Genomic DNA, 23,332 nt, shown 5'->3' with positions numbered 1-23,332 from the left:
ATCACACAAAGCAAATGTGGGAGGGGGCTTGCCCCCGATAGCGGTGGATCAGTCACTTAGATATTGACTGACATACTGCCATCGGGATCAAGCCCCCTCCCACATTTTGTTTTGCTGTGGTCTTAAGATCTGGCCAGGGTCAACAGGCGCTCACGCCACGCCGCCTTGGCCGGCAACGCCAGGAAGAACGGGTTCAACAACGACTCCCGCGCCGGGTAGCTGAACGGCCTGCCATTCAACTCCAGCACTTCGCCCCCCGCCCCTTCCAGCACGCCTTGCGCCGCCGCAGTGTCCCACTGCGAGGTCGGCGCCAGGCGCGGATAGCAGTCGGCACTGCCCTCGGCCAACAGGCAGAACTTCAAGGAACTGCCGATATTCGCCAGTTTCAGCTCCCCCAAGCCTTGGCTCAGCCCCTCCAGCAAACGCTCCTGCTCTGGGCTGGTATGACGGCGGCTGGCAACCACGGTAAAGGCTTCACCCGCGGCCGGCGTCTGGCGCACCTGAATCTGCCTGGGCGCGGCATTCACATCCGAACGCCAAGCCCCCAGGCCCGCGCCGCCGAAGTAGCAACGACCACTGGTGGGCATCGACACCACGCCGAACACCACGCGGCCTTGTTCGATCAAGGCGATATTGACGGTGAATTCTTCACTGCCACCAATGAATTCCTTGGTGCCATCCAACGGGTCCACCAGCCACCAACGCTGCCAACCGGCGCGCACGCTCTGGTCGATATCGGCGTCTTCTTCGGACAGCACCGGAATGCTGGGGTCCAGCGCCGTGAGACCAGCGAGAATCAGATGGTGCGCAGCCAGATCGGCGGCCGTCACCGGAGAATCATCCGCTTTGGAGGTAACCGCAACGTCGGCACGCCAGTACGGCAGGATGGCTTCACCGGCCTGGCGAGCCAGTTCGATGACGGGCGCGATAAGAGGGTGGCCCAGAAACAGTTCGCTCATAAGGTAAACACTCCACGCTGGGTCAGCAGGTCTCGCACCAGGTACAGCGCGGCAAGCGCCCGGCCCTCACTGAACTGCTCGTTTTGCGCCAGTGCAGACAGCTCACGCAGGTTGACCCGCTCCACGCGCATGGGCTCGGGCTCATCGCCTTCCAGGCGTTCTTCATAAAGCTCGGTGGCCAGCACCACCTGGATTTTCTGGCTCATATAGCCGGGTGACAGTGAAAGCTCAGTGATGTGTTCCAACTGGCGTGCGCCATAGCCGGCTTCTTCCTTGAGTTCGCGATCAGCCGCCGCAAGCACATCTTCGCCGGGCTCGATCAAGCCTTTAGGCAAGGACAGCTCATACTCGTCGGTGCCACCGCAGTATTCTTCCACCAGCAAGGCATGGTCTTCGTCGATCATCGCGACGATCATCACTGCGCCGTAACCGGCACCACGGCCCACCAGGCGCTCGTAGGTCCGTTCAACGCCATTGGAAAAGCGCAATTGCACTTCCTCCACGCGGAACAAACGGCTACTGGCGACTATTTCGCGGGCGAGGACGGTGGGTTTCTGGCGCATGAACGGCTCCTTGGCGTGATCGGGTTACTATACCGTGGCTTTTCCGATTGTCTGTGTCGGATATCTTTACTTACATGAGAACGCCCCATGCCCTCTTTGCCCTGGCACGCCATCGACACCGTCCTGCTGGACATGGACGGCACCTTGCTCGACCTGCACTACGACAACCATTTCTGGATGGAGCACCTGCCCCAGCGTTATGCCGAATTGCATGGCGTAAGCCGGGCCATGGCCGAAATGGAACTGCAGCCCCTGTTCGAGCGTAACGCCGGACAGTTGCAATGGTATTGCCTGGATTTCTGGAGCGCCGAACTGAAGATCCCAGTGCGCGAACTCAAGCTTGAAACCGCCCACCTGATCGCCCTGCGCCCGGACGCCGATACATTTCTGGCGGCGATCAAACAGGCCGGCAAACGCGTGATCCTGATCACCAATGCTCACCGCGACTCGTTGTCATTGAAGTTGGAGCGCATTGAGCTGGCGCCGTACTTCGAGCAACTGATCAGCTCCCACGATTATGGTTTTCCCAAGGAAAACCAGCAGTTCTGGGAAGCGCTGCACGCTGATATCCAGTTCGACCCGGCCCGCAGCCTGTTTATCGACGACACCCTGCCGATCCTGCGCAGCGCCAGGGAGTTCGGTGTGGGGCATTTGCTGGCAGTCAAAGAGCCCGACAGCAAAAAGGGACCCAAGGACACCGCAGAGTTTGCGGCTGTCGAGGACTACCGCGATCTAATAGCCGGACTCTGAACCCATGTGGGAGGGGGCTTGCTCCCGATAGCGGTATATCAGAAACACATCCAGTGACTGACACACTGCCATCAGGGGCAAGCCCCCTCCCACAGGGTTGTTGTGCGTATTACTCAGGAATACGCAGGGTCTGGCCTGGGTAGATTTTGTCCGGGTGCGACAACAGCGGCTTGTTGGCCTCGAAAATCTTGTTGTACTGGTTGGCATTACCGTACACAGCCAGGGAAATCGCGCTGAGGGTATCGCCCTTTTTCACCACGACGAAACGCGCAGCGGTAACCGTAGGACCCGTGACGGTGATCTGATCATCCACGCTCGCCACGCCGGCGATGTTGCCCAGTGCCAGCAGGATTTTCTCTTTCTCTTCCTGGGTGGCCACTTCACCGGTCACGGTGACCTTGTCGCCATCCACGGTGGTTTGCACGTTTGGATTACCCAGGCCCACCTTGCTCACATGCTCCTTCAACTGCTCACTCGCATTAGCATTACCCGGCGTCAACAGGTCGACGATCTTTTCGCCGGCTTCTTTGATAAAGCTGAAAATACTCATAGTGCGCTCTCCTTGGGTTTAAGTTCCTGATGCCCAAGACTAGACCAGTCCCAAGGATTTGGGTTCCAGCGCTCCCGAAGACGAGCAGACGACCGCGCAAAACCGAGCCTTGATCGACGCCGTCTATCACTACATCAATACTGGCAATTAGACGCGACCCTTTGTCGCGCCTAGTCTGAACACTGATCAATCCGTCAGTGGTAATTGCCTCATGAACGCCAAGCGCCCAACCTGCGCGGCGCCCGCCCTTGAAATGCCCGCGCCCGCCGCCAGCCAGAGCTATGAGTACAGCAATCTCGAACACACAGGCGTCGGCAGTACTGCGCTGGCCGAAGAGGTGGCGTTGGCGATTGCCTATAACGACATCAGCCAGGCCGTCATGCTGGTGACGCCGACCGACCTGGAAGACTTCATTGTCGGCTTCAGCCTTGGCAGCGGCATTATCACCGACGTCAGCGACATCTATGACCTGAAGCTCAGCGGCTCGGGCTCTGCCCAGTATGCCCAGGTACAGATTTCCAGCCGGGCGTTCTGGAACCTCAAGCAGCAGCGCCGCCAATTAGCGGGCACCAGCGGCTGCGGGCTGTGCGGCGTCGAGGCCGTGGAGCAGGCTTTGCCCGACCTGCAGGTGCTGCCCGGCGCACCCTTGCCACCCGCCGCATGGCTTGATGGCCTGCGCCAGCGCATCAGCGCCTTCCAGCCCTTGGGCCAACACAGTGGCGCGGTGCACGCAGCCATATTTATGAACAATCAGGGCGAATTGCTGATGGGCCGCGAAGACATCGGCCGGCATAACGCTCTGGATAAATTGATTGGCGCACTGATCCGCCAACAGATTCCGACCGACGGTGGCCTGGCAATTGTCACGAGCCGCTGCAGCCTCGAATTGATCCAGAAAGTCCTGCGCGCGGGCATCCAGACCCTGGTCAGCCTGTCGTCGCCCACCGGCCTTGCCCTGCAATGGGCGCGTCGGCATAACCTCAATCTCATCCACCTGCCGCAGAAAAGCGCGCCGCGGGTCTACAGCCCAGCGATGGAGTACCAGCCATGAGCCTTCACCACCAAGCCGACCAAACCCCAACCCCACGCTACAAGCCCTATAAAGGCCCGGCAGGCGGCTGGGGTGCATTGATCAGCGTGGCGCACGCCTGGCTGACCAGCGACAACGCGCTGAAAAACCTGCGCATGATGCTCAAGACCAACCAGAACGGCGGCTTCGACTGCCCAGGCTGTGCCTGGGGCGACTCGCCGGAAAGTGGCATGGTCAAGTTCTGCGAAAACGGCGCCAAGGCGGTCAATTGGGAAGCCACCAAGCGCCGCGTGGACGCCGCATTCTTCGCCAAACACAGCGTGACCGCGCTGCTGGAACAAAGCGATTACTGGCTGGAGTACCAAGGCCGTCTCACCGAGCCTATGCGCTACGACGCCGCGACCGATCGCTACCAGCCCATCAGTTGGGACGCCGCGTTCGACCTGGTCGGCAAGCACCTCAATGCCCTGCCCAGCCCGGACATGGCCGAGTTCTACACCTCGGGTCGCGCCAGCAACGAAGCCGCCTACCTGTACCAGCTGTTTGTGCGCGCCTACGGCACCAACAATTTCCCGGACTGCTCGAACATGTGCCACGAAGCCAGCGGCGTCGCCCTGGCCCAGAGTGTGGGCGTGGGCAAAGGCACTGTGACCTTTGATGACTTCGAACATGCCGACGCGATTTTCGTCTGGGGCCAGAACCCCGGCACCAACCACCCGCGCATGCTCGAGCCGCTGCGCGAAGCGGTGAAGCGCGGCGCTCAGGTGGTGTGTATCAACCCCCTGAAAGAACGTGGCCTGGAACGCTTCCAGCACCCGCAACATCCGCTGGAAATGCTCACCAACGGCGACAAGCCAACCAACACCGCCTATTTCCGCCCGGCGCTGGGCGGCGACATGGCCATTCTGCGCGGCATGGCCAAGTTCCTGCTGCTGTGGGAGCGTCAAGCCTTGGCCGAAGGCAAGGAAGCGGTGTTCGATCACGACTTCCTCAACGAACACACCATCAACGTGCTGGACTATCTGGGCCAGATCGACGACACCTCGTGGGAGGAAATCGTCGAGCAGTCCGGCCTGACGCTGGTGGAGATCGAGCAAGCCGCGCGCATGTATGCCAAAGGCAAGAACGTGATCATGTGCTGGGCGATGGGCATCACCCAACACCGTCACTCGGTGCCGACCATCCAGGAAATCGCCAACCTGATGTTGCTGCGCGGCAATATCGGCCGCCCAGGTGCCGGCCTGTGCCCGGTGCGCGGTCACAGCAACGTGCAGGGCGACCGCACCATGGGCATCAACGAACGCCCACCGGTGGCATTCCTCGACTCACTGGAGCGCCGCTTCCAGTTCCAGGTGCCGCGCACCAATGGCCACAACGTGGTCGAAGCCATCCACGCGATGCTTGAAGGCCGCGCCAAGGTGTTTATCGGCCTGGGCGGCAACTTCGCCCAGGCCACGCCGGACAGCACCCGCACGTTCGAAGCGTTGCGTAATTGCGACCTGACCGTGCAGATCAGCACCAAGCTCAACCGCAGCCATCTGATGCACGGCAAAGACGCACTGATCCTGCCATGCCTGGGCCGTACCGACATCGATATCCAGGCCGAGGGCCCGCAAGCGGTGACTGTGGAAGACTCGTTCAGCATGGTCCACGACTCCAACGGCCAGTTGCAGCCGCTGTCGAAGCTGATGAAATCGGAGCCCGCGATTGTGGCGGGCATTGCCGCCGCGACCCTGGGCAGCAAACCGGTAGATTGGAATTGGCTGGTGGCTGACTACAGACGCATTCGCGACCTGATCGCCGACACCATTCCAGGCTTCAAGGACTTCAACGAGAAGCTCAAAAACCCGGGCGGTTTCTACTTGGGCAACTCCGCCGGCGCACGCCGCTGGAACACCCCATCGGGCCGCGCCAACTTCCGACCGAACGTCCTGCCCAAAGACCTGATTCACGAACGCACCCACGCCACAGGGCGTGTGCCGGACCTGATCATGCAGTCGATGCGTTCCCACGATCAGTACAACACCACTATCTATGGGCTAGACGACCGTTATCGCGGCGTGAAAGGCCAACGGGATGTGCTGTTCGTCAACGAAGCCGACATCATCCGCCTGGGCTTCAAGCCGGGGCAGAAGGCGGACATCATTTCGCTGTGGGAAGACGGCCGAGAGCGGCGCGTCAAGGGCTTCACCCTACTGGCGTTCGATATTCCGGCCGGGCAGGCCGCTGCTTACTATCCGGAAGTGAACCCTCTGGTGCCATTAGAAAGCACGGGCGACGGTAGCCATACGCCAACGTCGAAGTTTGTGGCGATTCGTTTGGAAGCGGCGAGCGATAATGGGTTGATCATGGCGCGCTCGGCCTGACGTGTGCTACACATTTTGCAGGCACAAAAAAGGCCGCTTTTTATATAAAAGCGGCCTTTCCCAAGTAACTAAAGACTCGTAAAAACAACTTAAGTTCCCTATACAAAACAGCAACTTAGCAAATTGTATACAACTGCTGCCGCTGGTCGGATTTCGATTGTCAGCGGCTCGATACAACCTCAGGATCGCGCCGTCATCCCCTTGAGGTTTCCCTGAATGAAGTTCTCCTCGATTCTCTTGTTGTCCCTTGGCCTGGTCAGTGGCGCAGCCATGGCCGGTGGCACCACCGAAGCCGGTGTGGGCGGCGCATTGGGCGGGGTTCTAGGCTCGGTTGTCGGCCAGCAGTTGGGCGGCAACACCGGTTCGACCATCGGCGCAGCGCTGGGTGGCGCGGGCGGTAGCGCGGTCGGCGCCGACAAACGCAGCCGTGGCGAAGCCGCCATTGGCGGCGCACTGGGCGCTGCCGGCGGCAACGTGGTAGGCCGCAGTGTCGGCGGCAGCACCGGCGCACTGATCGGCTCAGCTGCCGGCGGTGGCGCAGGTGGCGCGCTGGGCAACTACATGGGCAACAAGAGCGATGACGATGACCGTCGTTACCGTGGCCGCGACGACCGTCGCTACTACCGCGATGGCCACCCTGGCCGCGGTCATGCCTATGGGCATCGCAAGAACAAACACAAGCGCCATCATCGTTATGATGACTAAGGCCTGACGAACACAGAAAATCCCATGTGGGAGGGGGCTTGCTCCCGATAGCGGTGGATCAGTCAATACATACAGTGACTGATCCACCGCTATCGGGAGCAAGCCCCCTCCCACATTTGGTTCAGCGGTGTTTGCAGGACCGAGTCAGACCACCAATCTCTGCAACGCCTCGCGCAACCTCCCCGGAATCGTCACCGGCTGGTTCGTGCCCCGGTCGACAAACACATGCACAAAACGCCCCGCCGCACAGGCTTCCTGCTCGCCTGCCTTGAATACCGCCAACTCGTATTGCACTGAGCTATTGCCCAACTTGCCCACCCGCAGGCCGATATCAATGCGCTCAGGGAAAGCGATCGACGCAAAGTAATCGCACGCCGAACTGACTACAAACCCGACCACTTCCCCGTCATGAATATCCAACCCACCCTGTTCGATCAGGTAGGTATTCACCGCCGTGTCGAAAAAGCTGTAGTAGGTGACGTTATTCACATGGCCGTACACGTCATTGTCGTGCCAGCGCGTAATGATCGGCTGGAAGTGTGCGTAATCGGCACGTTGGGGCACTGAGTCAGGCATGGGCACCTCTCGTTAGAAGGAGTTTACAGGTCATTCAAATGAGCTTCGGCCCACTCACGAACCTCGGCGTAGGGGTAGTCCTCCAGCACAGCGAACCCGGGAATACCCCGCGCCTTCAACTTGGTGAACAACGGCACGCTGATCCCACCCAGAAAGCGCGTCAACCGTTCCGCACCCGGCAATTGGCCGGTGTGCTCATGATGCCTGTGGATAAAATCGCCGCACAGCCCCATGAAGTTCTTATCCACAAGCGGCGGCAGGCGCGGCGGCGGCGGTAGATGGGCGACGTGCCCATGGCACACCGAGCAATGCCCGCAACGCTCAGGTACATTTTCGTCGCCAAAATAGCGCGCCAGGCGTTGCCCAAGGCACTGCTCGGTGGCGAACAGATCAAGCATGGCGTGAATCCGCGCCACTTCTGTCACCTCGTGCTGCTTGAAGCCTGTGTATAACTCGGCGCTCAGCACCTGTGGGTCAAAATTGGTGTTCAGCAAGCTGTAGACCTCGGTCATCTGCTTGCTTTCCAATTCGATCAGGCCCTGCTCCTGGAAGTAATCCAACGCCTTCACCACGCGACTGCGCTCGGCGTTGTGCTGCAGGTAGAGCGCGTCGAAATCCACCGTCGCCCAGGTTTTCGCACGTTTGCACACCTGGATGATCGCCGCGACAAACTGTTGCCGCTCCCCGGAAAATCGGGCCAGCAAGGCATCGGGTTCGATCAGGTACTTGAAACGGTACTCGGCATAAAACGCGTAGCGCGGCGCGATCACGCCCTTGAGCTCCAACTGCACCAGCAGCGTCTTCAACGGCAGCTCGCGAATGTTACTGTGGTCCGATAAAGACCTGAGTAAAAACTCCCATTGGCCCTCGTCTCGCGCGGCCTGCACCTCTTCCAGCACCCGGCGGATACCTTCCTGCTCCGGCGTATCACCGTACACGAAGTTTTCCAGCACATTGACGCTGTCGCGATTGGCCAGCACCAGGCAGTCCGAAGGCTGGCCATCGCGCCCGGCGCGGCCGATTTCCTGGCTGTAATTTTCGATGGATTTGGGCAGGTCGAAGTGCACCACATTGCGGATATCACTTTTGTCGATGCCCATGCCAAACGCAATGGTGGCGACAATGCAATTGGAGCGCCCGCCCATGAAACGCTGCTGGATGCCCTCGCGTTTGTCGTGGGGCAAACCGGCGTGATACGCCTCGGCCTGGATGCCGTTACGGTTCAGGTGCTCGGCGATCTGCTCGGCGGTTTTTTGCAGGGTGACGTAGACGATGCTCGGCTGATTGGCCCGCTCGCTCATCCATTGCACGAGACGGCGGCGTTTGTCCGCGCCGCTCACCGGCTCTACCAACAAGTTCAGGTTGGGCCGGTAAAAACCCGTGGTAATCACATCCTGCGGCGCAATGGCGAACTTGGCCTGCATATCGGCAATTACCTTGGGCGTGGCCGTAGCCGTCAGCAGCAGCGCTTGTGGGATCTTGAACTGGCGCTGGTAGTCGGGAAGCTTCAGATAGTCCGGACGGAAGTTGTGGCCCCATTCGGAAATGCAGTGCGCCTCATCCACCACCAGCAGCGAGAGCTGCACACTTTGCAGGAAGTTGCGGAAACGCTCGTTTTTCAAGCGCTCCACGGAAATCATCAGGATTTTCAATTCGCCGGAACGTGCGCGAGCCATCACGTCATTGGCGTCCTCGCGGCTTTGCGCCGAGTCGATGCTGCCCGCTGAAATGCCGTGACGCCGCAGGAAACCCAACTGGTCCTGCATCAATGCCAACAACGGCGACACCACCAGTGTCAGGTGTGGCAGCAATACGGCTGACAGTTGATAACACAGGGACTTGCCCGACCCGGTGGGGAAAATAGCGGCCGCCGAACGACCGGCCAGCACGGCGCTGACCGTCTCTTGCTGGCCCAAACGAAACTGTGGATAACCAAAGACCTGCTGGAGGGTGTCGTGCATAGGCTGTCACTCCATTGACCGTTGAACGTGGCTTAAAAACGTAGCCCATTAAGTTCAGCGGATCGAGAAAGGTCGCATGGAAAAAAGAGACAGGATGATACACAGGGTGCAGCAATGGCCTTGGGCCAAATACGACTGTAGGAACACCAACAACCAAATGTGGGAAGGGGCTTGCCCCCGATGGCGGTGGATCAGCTACAAATAACTCACTGATCCGCTGCTATCGGGAGCAAGCCCCCTCCCACATTTTAAAACCGCGCTAGAACCGAATCAGCGGTTCTGCACCCGCTCAATCGCCGTGTCGTACACCGGATTGGCCTTCTGCTCCTTGGCCAATTGGTAGTGACGCAGCGCATCCGGGAACTGGCCCGCCGCTTCGTAGATTCGCGCAATGTTGTAGTAGGCACCCGCGCGTACGGTTGCCGCATTGGCCCCCGTCGCCAGGGCGATGGCCTTGCGGTTGGCCCAGATCGATTCGGCGGTGTTGCCAGCCTTCTGATACGCCAAGCCGAGGTTGCCATAAGCTTTACCGAAGCCGTTATCCAGATCAATGGCCTGTCGGAACAGATCAATCGCCTGGTCCAGATTACCCGCCTGGTAAGCAGCTTCACCCTGCACGTTCAGACGCTTCGCGTCGGTCTGTGCGGAAGAGCTGACGGCCACTGCGGTAACCGCAACGCTGTCGTCCAGTAATGGTTTGACTTCGTTGAGTACATTGGCGGCATTCACGGTCACGCCGCTGAAGGTGTTGATGTCCTGGAAGTCGCCACTGCCGGTCATGCGGAACACGGTCCACAGGTTACCGCTGCGGTTTTTCGGCACGTAGTAGGTGCGCACCAGCGATTGGCCCATGTATACGAACACCTTGGCTTCACTGTTGGACAACTGACGCGAGCCTGGATTGCCGCCGTTGCTGTAGTCATGCACGGCGTAAACGTAGCTTTCACCGTAGTGTTTTTTCTGCAGGGTGATGGTCTCCGGGCCGTAGCTGTCGGTGTCATCCACGTCCAGCTCGGCGTCGGTGCCGGTCTTGTTCTCGAAGTAGATATTGTTGCCGGGGAAGATCATATGGGAGTCGAGATCTTCCGGCGTCTGGCCCCAGCTCAGCACCACGCGCAAGCCATCGAGGTTTTCCATCACAGGGCTGATAGCGTAGGTCATGCCCTTGCACGGGCATTTCACCACCAGGTTGGAATAGCCCGGTTTTTTGATGATCAATAGATTGCTGGCGTCGTCAGCCGCCTCGCTGGTCAGCGTCACCTGCCCTTGAGCGTTGGTGCGGCCCACCACGTTCTGCGCACCGTTGCGTTGCAGCAGCACCTCGGCGTCGGCGATTTTCTGGTCCTTGACCACCGCACTCAGCACCTCGATCGGCAACTGCTCGGCCTGAACGGAAAAAGCCACCGCACACAATGACATCGCCGAAGCGACACGAAGCAAACCCATGCTAATTCCCTTTAAGTAGTGGGCGGAATTGCCCTACAAGATTTTGCGGTGAAACATACGCTGAATTCAGCGCGCTGGCGGATTTTTTATAAGGAATGTGACGTGGTTATAGCGAACACTGACCGCACGATGAAACCAGCCTCTGTCTTGGAGAACTGCGCCGTGGAAGAGATGACGTTCAAGCAGAAACAGGCTTACTACAAGCAGATACAACGCTCCAACTATCTTGCCAGCTTGCGTCTGGCAGGCTTCGACACCCAACCGTCCGATGTCGACAATGCTCTGCCGACGAGAGCCGCGGTCCTTGCCTGGTATCTGCCTCGCGAACTCGACGCCTCAGCACTGCACGGCTTGAACCTCAGGTGTTGGTGACGCAGAGCGTCACGGGATGCATTCCCACGCAGGAGCGTGGGAATGATCTGAGGCCATGAACAGTTAAACCATTCGTTTATTGCCCGAGAACACACTCACTTCTAAGGTTCGTTCCGTCGCTGCCAAATCAGCGACCGGGTTTGGTCATCCGAAAAACAGCAGGGACAAACGTGCCAACTCGTTTGGTGTATTTCTTTGAATCTGTATTGGAACTGAAATGACAAAGCCCAACCTCCCAACCAATCGTTATCGCATTCTGCGCACTAACTTCACCGATACCTACCCCCTCGTCATCGACACCGAAGCCAAAGCCGAAGACATCCAGTCCGCCGCCCACCAACGCATCCGCGCAGCTACGGACCTACTGGAAACCTTCTCCTGCCTGACCTTCGAACACGCCGACCTCAAAGACATCTCCCACATCACCAACGCCTTGTACCTGCTCGTCCAGGACGGCTGTGATTTGCTGGAAGCGGCGCAACACGTGCAGCTACAGCCGGCGGCCGGCAGTCCAACACAAACTGGCCAGCCACACAGCTAACCCTGTGGGAGCTGGCTTGCCTGCGATAGCGGAGTATCAGGCGACATTTCCACACCTGACCCAACGTCAACGCGGGCAAGCCGGACTCCCACATTTGACCAGTTTTACCTATGGCGTCGCTGCCAAGGCACAAATGCCGGAAACCGCTGTAAGAAACTTCCAAACACCGCGACATCCCCTTCCCAAACTGCTCCAAATACCCACCTAACGTCTACAGAAGTTACCCGTAGCTGAATGAAAATAGCGCGGTCTCAACTTTCTCGGCGGACACCCGTGAACATCGAAAGGACTCAATACATCGGCCATTATGGCATCACCTTCACGGTGCTTCGCCTTATAGCCTTACCAGCCAACCGGCACGCACTGGCAAATCTATGCCTACTGGAAGCAGGCACATTCGCAAATGAGCTGCGCCAGCGGCTCGTAGATTTATACGACAAAATGCTTGCCCGTGATTTGCCTTGCAAAATCACCATCGGCATCTCGAAGCCAATCACCCGGCAACATGCCGACTTGCTCAACATTCGCGGGGAAATCGTTGCAGGATTAATCAGCGGCGCGGTATCAGCGCCAATGAGTCTGGCATCTCCAGCAGTTGGACTCGCCGCAGGAGCAGCCGTAGGTCTGACTATCAAAGGCCTCATTCGTAGCTATCACGCCGGTGACGTCGTTATAGGGATCGACGCTCAGGTCAACGGAGGCATCGGCCCTCAGCGATCTCTCTCGTCAATGGTCCGACAATTTCAGGGTGGCTAATACGATAACCATGTACATCCAATGGATAAATCTGATTCTACTCTTGGCACTTCCCGCTTTAGCCGACAAAACAATCAAGCGGCCCGTATTCAGAAAGGCTTTTGGGCTCATACTCGTGGTGAGCGGTCCGACAATCTTATTCTGCGCCACCTCTTGGATAAGGGAGACACAAACAGAGAGCCTGCCGGTCATCGCTTTTGTAACAGGCATCATTTTGTTAAAAAGCCAAAACAAGTATCGCCACCAACGCAACCGTCCCCCTCACCCACTCCTGCGTGCCCCCACCATGAACCTCGCCCCCAACTTCCCCGAAGACCCCGTCATGCAGCAACTTCTGCAACTGCTGCACGAAGAAATCGGCCTGCCGAAACACAAGACCATCCATCTGCAAACCTCACTCAATTTCGACCTGGGCTGTGACGGCAGCGAGGCCAAGCAACTGATGGACTCACTGGAGCAGGAGTTCGCCCTCGACTTGGGCGACTACGACACTTATCGTTACTTCAACCCACCGGTCTTCGACGTGTTCCTCAAGCGCCGGGCCAAGGGGCATGGCGACAAAGTCCCGCTGACCATTGGTATGCTCTACCTGGCGATCAAGACCCACAGCTGGGACACGCAAACGCTGGAAAACCTGAGCTGAACTGAAGTACACCGAGAATCAAGTGTGGGAGGGGGCTTGCTCCCGATAGCAGTGTGTCAGGCGGCCAACTTTTGACTGTTACACCGCAATCGGGGGCAAGCCCCCTCCCACATTTGGATCTGCGCTAACCTGGCGAACGGTATGCATAACAAGGACCTTACATGGACGTAACGATGGGCCTGCTGGCCGCCCTGCTCTGGGGCGGCACGGACTTTCTGGTGGGCCTCAACGCCCGGGCCGTTGGTGTTAAACGCGCGGTGTATTTCGGCCAAGCCCTCGGCTTTTTGATCATGACCCTGCTGCTGGTCAGTTTTCCTGCCTTCTTTTCCAAATCCCTCAATGCACCGTTGAGCGTCTGGCTCCTGGGTATCGCGGCCGCGCTGCTCACCGTGTCCGGCGCCCTCGCACTGTCCAAAGCCTTCGCCCTGGGCAAAGCCGCCATCGTTGCGCCACTCGTGACCTCATACGGCGTAGTCACCACCTTGCTGTCCTGGGCCAGCGGCGAGCAGATCAGCCTGATCCAACTCGGCTGTATCGGCCTGTGCGTCGTCGGCGTGATCCTTTCCAGCCTCCATAAGGACAACGGCGTACCCCACAACAACCCGCGCCTGTCCATCGCCTACGCCATGCTCGCCGCGCTGCTGTACGGCACCAGTTTCTGGCTGCAAGGCCGCTATACGCTGCCGGCGCTGGGACCCATCACCATGCTGTGGCTGGGCTATCTGGTTGGGGTGTGCGTAATGGTGATGATGGTGCTGAAGATCAAGGACGGCTTGAAAATCCCGCCGCTGAAAAACTGCGCGACATTGACCGGAGCGAGCGTGATGAACCTCGGTGGTTTCTCGGCGTTTTCGTGGGGGGCAATGGCAGGGTCGGTTTCGGTGGTGACGGTGATCAGTACGCTGTCAGGTGGGATTGCAGCGATCCTGGGGTTTGTGTTTTTCAAGGAGCGGCTGACGGCGGTGCAGGTGCTGGGGGTTGTGCTGGTGCTGGTCGGGGCAGTGGTTTTACATATCGCCGACTGACCTTTCGCGCACAAAAAAGCCGCCCTCAAGAGGCGGCTTTTTCACAACGATCGGATCTTACAACTTAGGCCCTGCAGCCTTGATCGCATCGCTCACTTCAAACTTCTTGAAGTTCTCGATGAACAATCCAGCCAACGCCTTCGCCGCTTCATCGTAGGCAGCCTTGTCTGCCCAGGTGTTACGTGGGTTCAGCAGGCCAGTTTCAACGCCCGGCACGGCCAATGGCACGTCGAGGTTGATGGTGTCGAGGTGTTCGGTTTCGGCACCGATCAACGCGCCGCTCTGGATCGCTGCGATCACGCCGCGCGTGGTCGGGATGTTGAAGCGTTTGCCGACGCCGTAGCCGCCGCCGGTCCAGCCGGTGTTGACCAGGTAGACCTTGGAGCCGAAACCACGGATGCGCTTGATCAGCAGCTCAGCGTATTCACCGGCCGGGCGCGGGAAGAACGGTGCGCCGAAGCAGGTGGAGAAAGTCGACTTGATGCCGCTGCCCGAACCCATTTCGGTCGAGCCCACCAGTGCGGTGTAGCCGGACAGGAAGTGGTAGGCCGCTTGTTCTTCGCTGAGGATCGACACGGGCGGCAGCACGCCGGTGAGGTCGCAGGTCAGGAAAATCACCGCGTTGGGCTCGCCGCCCAGGTTCTTCTCGGAACGCTTGGCAACGTGTTCCAGCGGGTAGGCGGCGCGGCTGTTCTGGGTCAGGCTGACATCGGCGTAGTCGGCATGCCCGGCTTCGTTGATGACGACGTTTTCCAGCACGGCGCCGTGCTTGATGGCCTTCCAGATAACCGGCTCGTTCTGCTCGGACAGGTCGATGCACTTGGCATAGCAACCGCCTTCGATGTTGAACACCACGCCTTCGCCCCAACCGTGCTCGTCGTCACCGATCAGGTAACGGCTTTCGTCGGCGGACAGGGTGGTCTTGCCGGTGCCGGACAGGCCGAAGAACAGGGTCACATCGCCTGCTTCACCGATGTTGGCGGCGCAGTGCATCGGCAGTACGTCGGCGGCCGGCAGCAGGAAGTTCTGCACCGAGAACATGGCTTTCTTCATTTCACCGGCGTAACGCATGCCGGCGATCAGCACTTTTTTCTGGGCGAAGTTAAGGATCACGCAACCGTCGGAGTTGGTGCCGTCACGCTCTGGCACGCACTCGAAGTTGGCGACGTTGAGCACTTGCCACTCTTCACGACCGGCCGGGTTGTACTGCGCCGGGTTGATGAACAGGCAGCGACCGAACAGGTTCTGCCAGGCCGTCTGGGTGGTCATTTTCACGGCCAGGTAGTGGTCTTCGGCAGCCCCTACGTGAACGTGGGAAACGAAATGCTCTTGCGCATTGTTGAAGGCCTCGACGCGAGCCCAGAGGGCATCGAACTTGTCGGCTGGGAACTTGCGGTTGATCGGGCCCCAGGCGATTGCGGCCTGGGTGGTCGGCTCTTCAACGATGAAACGATCGACCGGCGAACGACCGGTGCGGTGACCGGTTTCTACGACCAGCGCGCCAGTATCGGCAAGCACGCCTTCACCGCGCTGCAGGGCTTCTTTGACCAGATCGTCAACACTCAGATCGGTGTATACGGCGTTATTGGCTTGCGTCATGAGGTTCCCCGTCGGCCTATGGCCGAGTGCTCCAAACGTTTTGTAGTAGAAAGTTGCGCACTACTACCGCGAAAAAAGTGGGCCGGATTATGCCAGAAAAGCCCAAAAAAAGTAGGGCCCTCCCGTCAGAACGCCTCTAATCCGGCATTTGACAGGTGATTTACCTGTGCTTAAACGTTTTAGTGGCGGGTGTCGGAAGGGGTGTCGATGCCTGCGCCGGCGAATAATTGGGCGACATCGGCAGCATCGAACAGATAACGCTCGTTGCAGAACTGGCAGTCGATCTCGATATGGCCACCGTGCTCCACCACCAGATTCTGCGCATCTTCCAGGCCCAGGCTGACCAGGGCATTGGCCGAGCGCTCGCGGGAGCAGCTGCAATTGAAGCGCAGGGACTGTTCGTCGAACAGGCGCACGGTCTCTTCGTGGTACAGGCGGTGCAAGATGGTCTCGTTGTCCAGTGCCAGCAATTCTTCAGCGGTCAGGGTGCCCGCCAGAGCGGTCAGCTTGCGCCAGCTATCCGTGCGCTCATCCTCATCCTTTATGCGGTCAGCCGGCAATTGCTGCAACAACAGGCCGCGAGCGCGCTTGCCGTCGGCGTTGAGCCAGAACTTGGTGCCGACTTGCTGGGACATTACGAAATAGTTGGTAAAGCAGTCCGCCAAGGTCTCGCCGTCGAGGTCAACGATGCCCTGGTAGCGCTGGCCTTCGGTGGGGTCAACGGTGATCGCCAGCACGCCATCGGCCATTAGCTCGGAAAATGTGGCATCCGGTGTAATCCGGTCGACGTCATAACGGGCCAGGCCACGGATCTCGCGCTCGCTGGAACACTCGATCATCAGCATCGGGATCGGACCTTCGGAACGCGCCTGCAGGATCAGCAAGCCATCGAATTTCATCGTGCCCACCAGCAGCGAAGCCGCGGCCATCAACTCACCGAGCAACTGCGCGACCGGCTCCGGATACGCGTGTTTGGCAAGGACTTCGGCATAGCTGAGCTCCAACGAAACCAATTCGCCGCGGGCGTCGTTCTCGTCAAAGATAAAGCGTTGGGTGAAGTCGGTATCCGGTAGATCAGTCATAGGTCTGGGTATCTGAAGTGATGACAAAATGATTACAACGTTTATAAAATTAAACGCTTTAGCGCCATATTGGTGCGGATTCTCCTAAAACAAGGAGCTTGATAGAGCGATGAGGGACAGTTTATGAACAATCCGGGTTTGTTCCAAGCGAACTGGAACCTCCGGCGATGGGCTCTTTGCAATCTAGTCGCTATCGGGCTGCTGTGTTTTTGGCTGTGGCCCACTGGGCAGATGCTGTGTGTGGTTTTCGACGAGTGGCTGTTTCATCTGCTCAACGGTCCGCTGGCGAGCAACTCCACTTGGTTGCATGTGTGGGCAGTGGCGAGCCTGCGGCCGTTTGATGCGGTCGTCGGGGTAATTCTGTTGGCGCTGCTGATACGCGGCGACTGGGTGTTCAAGGCCGTGCAGGTTCGCCAAGCGTTCTTTGGCTTCCTCAGCATTCTTTTGTTGCTGCTGTTTATCCGCATGCTGTTTTCCAAACTCGCGGCGCAGATGGGTTGGCAGCACAGCAGCCCGTCGATGGTGATCGGCGGCGCAGTGCAGATGAGTGATTTTTTCCCTGGGCTGGAGAAAACCTGGGAACTGAAAGACCGATCGAGCCAGAGCTTTCCCGGCGATCATGCGTCGGTGTTGTTGATCTGGGCGATGTTCATGACCGTGTTCGCCAGGCGCAGCGGCCAGGTACTGGCGATATGGGGCCTGGCGCTGTTGTTCATGATGCCGCGACTGGTAGCAGGCGCGCACTGGGGCCAGGACGATTACATCGGCGGGGTTTTGCTGGCGCTGTTGGCATTGGGTTGGGGTTACTACACGCCGTTTGCAGCGAAGGTGTCGGGGTTCCTGTTGCGGATGACAGCTCCGGTTTTCGGGTTGCTCGGCAAATTGCCGGTGATCGGGCGATTGAGTGTGATACGTTCAGCCCGTTAACACCGCCGGCTAAAAATGTGGGAGGGGGTTTGCTCCCGATGGCAGTGGATCAGTCAGCTTATAGGTAGCTGATCTACCGCAATCGGGGGCAAGCCCCTCCCACATTTTGATCTCCTTTGGGTCGGAGATTTGCGCAGTCAATCATCATTGCCACTGCCGCGAAACTTGAACAAGTCACGGCGTTGCTTTTTGCTCGGCTTGCCGTCGGTGGTCAAACCCGAAGCTCCCGCCTTGCGCATGGCCGCAGCGTTCTCGCGCTTGGCAATGCTGGCTTGGGTCTCCACATACAGCGTCTGCGCTTCTGGCGCACCCCGGCGCACGGCGGAAAGCGCCTGAACCACGACAGTCTTTTCATCGAACCCTGTACGAATCTGAAACTCGTCGCCGACACGCGGTTCCTTCCCCGGCTTGCAGCGCTCACCGCGATGGTGCACCTTGCCGCTCTCGATAGCGGCCTTGGCCAGGGCACGGGTTTTGTAGAAACGCGCGGCCCACAGCCACTTGTCCAGGCGGACCTTTTCTTCCTCTTCCTGTTTTTGAGCCACTTGAATTCCTCGCTCTGAAAAATGTCGCAACCTTACCGTTGAAACGCTTCGACGCATAAACCCTGAGGCTCACCTAAGATACGCCAGGTAGCACTCTGTTTTCGCGAGGACACGCTGTGACCGACTTTCCCGTTTCACTCACCTCGCCCAACCAGCGGTGCGTGGGTTGCCAGCAAAGCGAGCCCCTGGGGTTCGATTTCGCTTTCGCCTACCAGCCTATCGTAGACCTGCGTGACCATTCGATATTTGCCAATGAAGCCTTGGTGCGCGGCACCCAGGGTGAGAACGCGTTATCGGTGCTGGCACATATCAACGAAACCAATCGCTACCGCTTTGACCAGCGCTGCCGCACCCAGGCAATTGCCGGCGCTGCCGCCCTGGGCATGCAGACTCACCTTTCCATCAATTTCATGCCCAATGCCGTATACCGTCCAGAACTGTGTATCCGCAGCACCCTGGAGGCCGCCCGCGCGCACAATTTTCCGCTGGACCGCCTGATTTTCGAGACACTGGAAAGCGAGCATGTAGATAACAATCGCCATTTGACGAATATTCTGCGTGAATACCGCGAATTCGGCTTCAAGACCGCCATCGATGATTTCGGCGCGGGCTATTCGGGGCTGAATCTGCTGGCCGATTTCCAACCGGACCTGATCAAACTCGACATGGCGCTGATTCGCGATGTCGATCAAGACCGAGTCCGTCAGGTGATCGTCCGGGGGATTGTCACAATCTGTGAGCAGTTGGGGGTTACTGTCATCGCCGAAGGCATCGAAAGTGCCGGCGAGCGGGACTTCCTCTCCGACTGTGGAATATTTCTAATGCAGGGCTATTGGTTCGCCAAGCCCGCATTCAATGCCCTGGCCAAGGTTTCGCCTGACGCCTGGGCACATTGACCGGTACCCATATTGAAGACATTTGACCATTTGACCGTTGTGGGTCTGCGAGAGTGGGTGGCGCTTCCCGACCTGGGAGTGGCTGGCCTGCGCGCCAAGATCGACACCGGCGCCAGTACCTCGAGCTTGCACGCCACTGAAATCGAGCCATTCGAGCGTAATGGCGAAAAGTGGGTGCGTTTTACCGCCCACTTGGGCAGCGTGGTGCAACTGCGTCACCGCCGCTGCGAAGCGCCCCTGGTAACGATGAAAACCATCAAGAGCTCCAACGGCCATGCACAGGTGCGCTACGTGATCAGCACCACCCTGGCGTTGGGCGATCGGGTGTGGCGGGTGGAATTCACCCTGGCTTGCCGCAAAGCCATGCGTTATCGCCTGTTGCTGGGCTCCAAGGCGCTGATTGACGGCCAGTTGGTGGTCAGCCCGGGCGTCAAGTACGTTCAAGACAAGCCGGTGTTCCCGGTCTCTACTATTTCTGCCCCAGGTGCTGCATGAAGATCGCTGTGCTGTCGCGAAACCCGCGTCTGTATTCTACCCGCCGCCTGGTCGAGGCCGGCACTGAACGTGGCCATGAAATGGTGGTGATCGACACGTTGCGGGCCTATATGAACATTGCCAGCCACAAGCCGCAGATCCACTACCGGGGCAAGCCGCTGGAAGGTTTCGATGCGGTGATCCCACGCATCGGCGCCTCGGTGACGTTCTACGGCTGCGCGGTGCTGCGCCAGTTTGAAATGATGGGGGTCTTCCCGCTGAATGAATCCGTGGCCATCGCGCGCTCGCGGGACAAGTTGCGCTCGCTGCAGCTGCTGTCGCGCCGGGGGATCGGTCTGCCGGTCACCGGTTTTGCCCACTCCCCGGATGACATTCCCGACCTGATCGAAATGGTCAATGGCGCGCCGCTGGTGATCAAGGTGCTGGAAGGCACCCAGGGCATCGGCGTGGTGCTGTGCGAAACCGCAACGGCGGCGGAATCGGTGATCGAGGCGTTCATGGGCCTCAAGCAGAACATCATGGTGCAGGAGTACATCAAGGAAGCGGGCGGTGCGGATATCCGCTGCTTCGTGGTGGGCGACAAGGTGATTGCCGCCATGAAGCGTCAGGCCAAACCGGGTGAGTTTCGCTCCAACCTGCACCGTGGCGGCAGCGCGAGCCTGATCAAGATCACCCCGGAGGAGCGCATGACCGCGCTGCGTGCAGCCAAGGTCATGGGGTTGGCCGTGGCGGGCGTGGATATCCTGCGCTCCAACCATGGCCCGTTGGTCATGGAGGTGAACTCATCGCCGGGCCTGGAAGGGATCGAGACCACCACTGGCAAAAATGTGGCGGGGATCATCATTGAGCATCTGGAAAAAAATGGCGGGCCGAACATGACCCGGACCAAGGGAAAGGGCTGAAAAGCTCTGCTCCTGACACAACATCAGCTCAAATGTGGGAGGGGGCTTGCTCCCGATAGCGGTGGGTCAGTTACATCTGCATGACTGACATTCTGCTATCGGGAGCAAGCCCCCTCCCACATTTGATTCATATTGTCTGTTAGACCGCATCCCTGGGCAACATCAACCCAAGCGGCAGGCGCACCCGTGCCTCCAGGCCGCCTTCTTCGCGGTTGCGCAACTCGACATTGCCGCCATGCATCGACGCAATCCGCCGCACAATCGCCAAGCCCAAGCCGGTACCTTTACCGCCCCGGGCACGGTCGCCACGGGTGAAGGGGTTGAAGATGGCCTCCAGTTCCGCCGGGTCGATACCGGTGCCGCGGTCCATCACGCTCAGCACGACATAGGGCGCAGCGCTGTCGCCAGACACGTACGCCGCCACTTCCACATCCGAACCGGCATGATGCAAGGCATTGCCGATCAGGTTGTTCAGCAGGCGCTTCATCGACACCCTGCGCAACGCAAACGGTTGAATCGGCTCCAGGCGCAGACGCACCTGCTCACCACTCTGGTTGTAGGGCGCGACCACTTCACGTACCAGATCGGTCAGGTCAACCTCCTCCACTACCTCGTCGCGCCCATCACGGATGAATGCCAGGAACTGGTCCAGAATCGCATCCATGTCCTCGATGTCGCGCACCATGTCATCGGTGAGGTCGGTATGGTTGCCCATCAACTCCAGGGACAAGCGCAATCGCGTCAACGGTGTACGCAGGTCATGGGACACGCCCGCCAGCATCAGCTCGCGCTCGCGCCCGGCCTGCTCGACATCCTCCGCCATCTGGTTGAACGCGCCGTACACCTCGGTCATCTCACTGGGCGTATCGCTGACTGGCAGGCGCACGCTGCGCCCCTGGCCCAATTGGCGGGCCGCGAACACCAGGCGTTTGAGCGGTTGATTGAGCTGGCGCACGAAAATCCACGCGGACGCGGTTGAAAGCAAGCCAATGGCGAGGAACCAGCCCAATACGTTCCAGATTTTCTGCCCGCGCAACGGGTGCGGATACAGCGGTACCTTGATCCAGGCATCTCCCAGGCTGGGCGCCCTCACCCACAGCGCAGGCGACACATGCATGCGCAGCCGCACCTCGGTGTCGTCGCCCAGTTCGGCCTGCATCTGGCGCTGGTAGATCTCACTGTAGGGCCAATGCTGTTCGCCCTCAGGCACGCCGGCCCCATCAACCCGGATCAGGGTTGAGGCCTTGGCTACCTTTTCACGGTTCTCAGGGTCTACGGCCCAGTAGGCGCGCAACGTCAAGGCGACGCCATGGCTGTACTGCCGATCCACCAGCACGTCCTCGTTCATCAAGAGATAAACCAGTGTGAGTGCCTTCGAAAACAGAACGACGATCAGCACCAGCCAAAGGGTGCGGGAGAAGAAACTTTGCGGGAACCACAGCGGGGTTTTCATAGGAGACAGCTAGACACCTTGCAGGAACGAGCGGCGCTCGCAGAATTGCAGACGCCGGACACCCCGTCGATCCTCATGGAATCAAACGCCGGATGCCCGCCCCCTGCAAATCATCGGTCACTTGGTTGCGGTGCCATCCGGCACAAACACATAACCCACACCCCACACCGTCTGGATATACCGCGGCTTGGAAGGGTCCGGCTCGATCATCCGGCGCAGTCGGGAGATCTGCACGTCGATGGAGCGCTCCAGGGCGTCCCATTCTCGGCCACGGGCCAGGTTCATCAGCTTGTCGCGGGTCAGCGGCTGGCGAGCGTTCATCACCAGAGCCTTGAGCACCGCGAATTCGCCGGTAGTGAGCATGTGCACTTCGTCGCCACGCTTAAGCTCGCGGGTCGCCAGGGACAACTCGTAGTCGCCAAAGGTCACGCTTTCGTCTTCGCTGCCCGGCGCACCCGGTACCGACGGGGCCTGGCGACGCAATACGGCCTTGACCCGTGCCATCAGCTCGTCCGGGTTGAACGGCTTGGCCAGGTAGTCATCAGCGCCCAGTTCAAGGCCCTTGATGCGGCTCAGCTCATCACCCTTGGCAGTGAGCATGATGATCGGGATCTGGTTGTTCGCGCCGCGCAGACGCTTGCAGGCGGTCAGGCCGTCTTCGCCGGGCAGCATCAGGTCGAGCACGACCAGATTGAACACTTCGCGCCCCAACAGGCGGTCCATCTGCTCGGTGTTCGGCACCGCGCGGGCCCGGTAGCCTTTGGAGTTGAAAAAACGCTCCAGCAGGCTGCTCAGCCCCGGATCGTCGTCAACGATGAGAATTTTTTCGCCTTCAGCAGTTTGTGCAGTGCTGCTCATTAGATGCTCCTCTTATCTCGGCGCGCATTATGGCCTAGCTGCCGTTATACGCACCGTGTGCATTGTTAGCAGATTTTTCCTCTACTGCCAGCCAAGCCGCGCTCTACGAGCACTGGCGCAGTAGCCCCCAAGGGCAGAACGCTGGTTATAATGCGGCGCCTTCGTGCAGGGCAACGTCAGATCGTTACCGTTTACTGCCAGGCTTTTTTTACTCGCTTGTCGTGTTTTTTCGATTTCGAGGGTCAACAGACTGCCTCTTGACCCAGGCAGCGGCGCCAGTCGGGCCGCTCAACCAGCCTCGCAAGGCCTTGTTTTCCGGGTCTGCGAGCTGC

Annotated in this window: 23 protein-coding genes and 1 pseudogene; 13 read left to right on the top strand and 11 right to left on the bottom strand. The window is 59.2% G+C overall.

What is annotated here, in order from left to right; genetic code table 11:
- Positions 1-122: 122 nt before the first annotated feature.
- Together cysQ and nudE are read right to left on the bottom strand one after the other, a co-directional pair.
- Entirely contained in the window at positions 123-959 is an 837-nt protein-coding gene (gene cysQ / locus C4J91_RS01390) for a 3'(2'),5'-bisphosphate nucleotidase CysQ (protein WP_124360814.1), read from the bottom strand.
- A complete protein-coding gene (gene nudE / locus C4J91_RS01385; RefSeq protein ID WP_124360813.1) occupies positions 956-1,522 on the bottom strand; it encodes an ADP compounds hydrolase NudE in 567 nt (188 codons plus the stop codon). The genes cysQ and nudE overlap by 4 nt, the downstream gene beginning before the upstream one ends.
- An 87-nt stretch (positions 1,523-1,609) precedes the next feature.
- On the opposite strand from nudE, the gene yrfG reads away from it, so the two are divergent.
- Positions 1,610-2,272: a GMP/IMP nucleotidase gene (yrfG, locus tag C4J91_RS01380; RefSeq protein ID WP_124360812.1), complete on the top strand. Its 663-nt coding sequence runs from the start codon at positions 1,610-1,612 to the stop codon at positions 2,270-2,272.
- A 109-nt stretch (positions 2,273-2,381) separates the two neighbouring features.
- Here yrfG and lysM read toward each other — a convergent pair whose 3' ends face one another.
- Complete coding sequence (gene lysM / locus C4J91_RS01375; RefSeq protein ID WP_124360811.1) at positions 2,382-2,822, bottom strand: peptidoglycan-binding protein LysM; 441 nt, start codon at positions 2,820-2,822, stop codon at positions 2,382-2,384.
- 211 nt (positions 2,823-3,033) lie between these two features.
- On the opposite strand from lysM, the gene fdhD reads away from it, so the two are divergent.
- From fdhD to C4J91_RS01360, 3 genes are all read left to right on the top strand, one after another.
- Positions 3,034-3,873 (top strand): formate dehydrogenase accessory sulfurtransferase FdhD, encoded by an 840-nt coding sequence (gene fdhD / locus C4J91_RS01370; RefSeq protein WP_124360810.1) that lies wholly within the window; start codon positions 3,034-3,036, stop codon positions 3,871-3,873.
- Entirely contained in the window at positions 3,870-6,218 is a 2,349-nt protein-coding gene (locus C4J91_RS01365) for an FdhF/YdeP family oxidoreductase (protein WP_124360809.1), read from the top strand. Before fdhD ends, C4J91_RS01365 begins: the two co-directional genes overlap by 4 nt.
- A gap of 216 nt (positions 6,219-6,434) precedes the next feature.
- The gene (locus C4J91_RS01360; protein WP_124360808.1) at positions 6,435-6,923 is read left to right on the top strand and encodes a glycine zipper domain-containing protein; all 489 of its coding nucleotides are present in this window, start codon (positions 6,435-6,437) and stop codon (positions 6,921-6,923) included.
- A gap of 144 nt (positions 6,924-7,067) precedes the next feature.
- Here the strand turns inward: C4J91_RS01360 and C4J91_RS01355 are convergent, their stop codons facing one another.
- The 3 genes from C4J91_RS01355 to C4J91_RS01345 all read right to left on the bottom strand — a co-directional run bounded on the left by C4J91_RS01355 (position 7,068) and on the right by C4J91_RS01345 (position 10,906).
- Positions 7,068-7,499 (bottom strand): thioesterase family protein, encoded by a 432-nt coding sequence (locus tag C4J91_RS01355; protein ID WP_124360807.1) that lies wholly within the window; start codon positions 7,497-7,499, stop codon positions 7,068-7,070.
- Between the two features lie 23 nt (positions 7,500-7,522).
- The gene (locus tag C4J91_RS01350) at positions 7,523-9,460 is read right to left on the bottom strand and encodes an ATP-dependent DNA helicase RecQ (protein ID WP_124360806.1); all 1,938 of its coding nucleotides are present in this window, start codon (positions 9,458-9,460) and stop codon (positions 7,523-7,525) included.
- Positions 9,461-9,730: 270 nt separating this feature from the next.
- Complete coding sequence (locus C4J91_RS01345; protein WP_124360805.1) at positions 9,731-10,906, bottom strand: tetratricopeptide repeat protein; 1,176 nt, start codon at positions 10,904-10,906, stop codon at positions 9,731-9,733.
- A gap of 162 nt (positions 10,907-11,068) precedes the next feature.
- On the opposite strand from C4J91_RS01345, the pseudogene C4J91_RS01340 reads away from it, so the two are divergent.
- The 5 genes and pseudogenes from C4J91_RS01340 to C4J91_RS01320 all read left to right on the top strand — a co-directional run.
- A pseudogene (locus C4J91_RS01340) lies at positions 11,069-11,221 on the top strand (YhfG family protein); the annotation flags it as partial.
- A gap of 274 nt (positions 11,222-11,495) precedes the next feature.
- On the top strand, positions 11,496-11,819 hold the full coding sequence (locus tag C4J91_RS01335) for a hypothetical protein (protein WP_124360804.1): 324 nt from the start codon (positions 11,496-11,498) through the stop codon (positions 11,817-11,819).
- A 273-nt stretch (positions 11,820-12,092) separates the two neighbouring features.
- Entirely contained in the window at positions 12,093-12,575 is a 483-nt protein-coding gene (locus tag C4J91_RS01330; protein WP_124360803.1) for a hypothetical protein, read from the top strand.
- A 286-nt stretch (positions 12,576-12,861) separates the two neighbouring features.
- Positions 12,862-13,218 carry a DUF1493 family protein gene (locus tag C4J91_RS01325; RefSeq protein ID WP_124360802.1) on the top strand — a complete coding sequence of 119 codons (357 nt, stop codon included), beginning with the start codon at positions 12,862-12,864 and terminating at the stop codon, positions 13,216-13,218.
- A 161-nt stretch (positions 13,219-13,379) separates the two neighbouring features.
- Positions 13,380-14,243 (top strand): DMT family transporter, encoded by an 864-nt coding sequence (locus C4J91_RS01320; protein ID WP_256681640.1) that lies wholly within the window; start codon positions 13,380-13,382, stop codon positions 14,241-14,243.
- A gap of 57 nt (positions 14,244-14,300) precedes the next feature.
- On the opposite strand, the gene C4J91_RS01315 is transcribed toward C4J91_RS01320, so the two are convergent.
- Entirely contained in the window at positions 14,301-15,842 is a 1,542-nt protein-coding gene (locus C4J91_RS01315; protein ID WP_124360801.1) for a phosphoenolpyruvate carboxykinase, read from the bottom strand.
- Positions 15,843-16,021: 179 nt separating this feature from the next.
- Positions 16,022-16,924, bottom strand: a complete 903-nt coding sequence (hslO, locus tag C4J91_RS01310) for an Hsp33 family molecular chaperone HslO (RefSeq protein ID WP_124360800.1) — start codon at positions 16,922-16,924, stop codon at positions 16,022-16,024.
- Between the two features lie 123 nt (positions 16,925-17,047).
- On the opposite strand from hslO, the gene C4J91_RS01305 reads away from it, so the two are divergent.
- Positions 17,048-17,851, top strand: coding sequence for a phosphatase PAP2 family protein (locus C4J91_RS01305; protein ID WP_124360799.1), 804 nt, complete (start codon positions 17,048-17,050; stop codon positions 17,849-17,851).
- Between the two features lie 137 nt (positions 17,852-17,988).
- On the opposite strand, the gene C4J91_RS01300 is transcribed toward C4J91_RS01305, so the two are convergent.
- Positions 17,989-18,396, bottom strand: a complete 408-nt coding sequence (locus tag C4J91_RS01300; RefSeq protein WP_124360798.1) for an RNA-binding S4 domain-containing protein — start codon at positions 18,394-18,396, stop codon at positions 17,989-17,991.
- 116 nt (positions 18,397-18,512) lie between these two features.
- Between C4J91_RS01300 and C4J91_RS01295 the strand changes: the two genes are divergently transcribed.
- From C4J91_RS01295 to rimK, 3 genes are all read left to right on the top strand, one after another.
- Positions 18,513-19,292 (top strand): EAL domain-containing protein, encoded by a 780-nt coding sequence (locus C4J91_RS01295; protein ID WP_124360797.1) that lies wholly within the window; start codon positions 18,513-18,515, stop codon positions 19,290-19,292.
- A 78-nt stretch (positions 19,293-19,370) separates the two neighbouring features.
- Positions 19,371-19,787 (top strand): ATP-dependent zinc protease, encoded by a 417-nt coding sequence (locus C4J91_RS01290; protein ID WP_372238306.1) that lies wholly within the window; start codon positions 19,371-19,373, stop codon positions 19,785-19,787.
- Complete coding sequence (gene rimK, locus C4J91_RS01285) at positions 19,784-20,689, top strand: 30S ribosomal protein S6--L-glutamate ligase (protein ID WP_057725432.1); 906 nt, start codon at positions 19,784-19,786, stop codon at positions 20,687-20,689. The genes C4J91_RS01290 and rimK overlap by 4 nt, the downstream gene beginning before the upstream one ends.
- 139 nt (positions 20,690-20,828) lie before the next feature.
- Here the strand turns inward: rimK and C4J91_RS01280 are convergent, their stop codons facing one another.
- Together C4J91_RS01280 and ompR are read right to left on the bottom strand one after the other, a co-directional pair.
- The gene (locus C4J91_RS01280) at positions 20,829-22,142 is read right to left on the bottom strand and encodes an ATP-binding protein (protein WP_124360795.1); all 1,314 of its coding nucleotides are present in this window, start codon (positions 22,140-22,142) and stop codon (positions 20,829-20,831) included.
- 117 nt (positions 22,143-22,259) lie between these two features.
- Entirely contained in the window at positions 22,260-23,000 is a 741-nt protein-coding gene (gene ompR, locus C4J91_RS01275) for a two-component system response regulator OmpR (RefSeq protein ID WP_003236035.1), read from the bottom strand.
- Between the last annotated feature and the right edge of the window lie 332 nt (positions 23,001-23,332).

This window comes from Pseudomonas sp. R3-52-08 (assembly GCF_003851745.1).
GTDB lineage: Bacteria > Pseudomonadota > Gammaproteobacteria > Pseudomonadales > Pseudomonadaceae > Aquipseudomonas.
This window is presented reverse-complemented; position numbering and strand designations above follow the sequence as displayed.

Excerpts from the sequence above, each read along its gene's own strand:
- cysQ (WP_124360814.1), bottom strand. The coding sequence starts at position 959 with ATGAGCGAACTGTTTCTGGGCCACCCTCTTATCGCGCCCGTCATCGAA.
- lysM (WP_124360811.1), bottom strand. The coding sequence starts at position 2,822 with ATGAGTATTTTCAGCTTTATCAAAGAAGCCGGCGAAAAGATCGTCGAC.
- C4J91_RS01315 (WP_124360801.1), bottom strand. The coding sequence starts at position 15,842 with ATGACGCAAGCCAATAACGCCGTATACACCGATCTGAGTGTTGACGAT.
- nudE (WP_124360813.1), bottom strand. The coding sequence starts at position 1,522 with ATGCGCCAGAAACCCACCGTCCTCGCCCGCGAAATAGTCGCCAGTAGC.
- ompR (WP_003236035.1), bottom strand. The coding sequence starts at position 23,000 with ATGAGCAGCACTGCACAAACTGCTGAAGGCGAAAAAATTCTCATCGTT.
- C4J91_RS01320 (WP_256681640.1), top strand. The coding sequence starts at position 13,380 with ATGGACGTAACGATGGGCCTGCTGGCCGCCCTGCTCTGGGGCGGCACG.
- C4J91_RS01280 (WP_124360795.1), bottom strand. The coding sequence starts at position 22,142 with ATGAAAACCCCGCTGTGGTTCCCGCAAAGTTTCTTCTCCCGCACCCTT.
- C4J91_RS01325 (WP_124360802.1), top strand. The coding sequence starts at position 12,862 with ATGAACCTCGCCCCCAACTTCCCCGAAGACCCCGTCATGCAGCAACTT.
- C4J91_RS01305 (WP_124360799.1), top strand. The coding sequence starts at position 17,048 with ATGAACAATCCGGGTTTGTTCCAAGCGAACTGGAACCTCCGGCGATGG.
- hslO (WP_124360800.1), bottom strand. The coding sequence starts at position 16,924 with ATGACTGATCTACCGGATACCGACTTCACCCAACGCTTTATCTTTGAC.
- fdhD (WP_124360810.1), top strand. The coding sequence starts at position 3,034 with ATGAACGCCAAGCGCCCAACCTGCGCGGCGCCCGCCCTTGAAATGCCC.
- C4J91_RS01335 (WP_124360804.1), top strand. The coding sequence starts at position 11,496 with ATGACAAAGCCCAACCTCCCAACCAATCGTTATCGCATTCTGCGCACT.
- C4J91_RS01365 (WP_124360809.1), top strand. The coding sequence starts at position 3,870 with ATGAGCCTTCACCACCAAGCCGACCAAACCCCAACCCCACGCTACAAG.
- C4J91_RS01355 (WP_124360807.1), bottom strand. The coding sequence starts at position 7,499 with ATGCCTGACTCAGTGCCCCAACGTGCCGATTACGCACACTTCCAGCCG.
- C4J91_RS01345 (WP_124360805.1), bottom strand. The coding sequence starts at position 10,906 with ATGGGTTTGCTTCGTGTCGCTTCGGCGATGTCATTGTGTGCGGTGGCT.
- rimK (WP_057725432.1), top strand. The coding sequence starts at position 19,784 with ATGAAGATCGCTGTGCTGTCGCGAAACCCGCGTCTGTATTCTACCCGC.
- C4J91_RS01360 (WP_124360808.1), top strand. The coding sequence starts at position 6,435 with ATGAAGTTCTCCTCGATTCTCTTGTTGTCCCTTGGCCTGGTCAGTGGC.
- C4J91_RS01350 (WP_124360806.1), bottom strand. The coding sequence starts at position 9,460 with ATGCACGACACCCTCCAGCAGGTCTTTGGTTATCCACAGTTTCGTTTG.
- yrfG (WP_124360812.1), top strand. The coding sequence starts at position 1,610 with ATGCCCTCTTTGCCCTGGCACGCCATCGACACCGTCCTGCTGGACATG.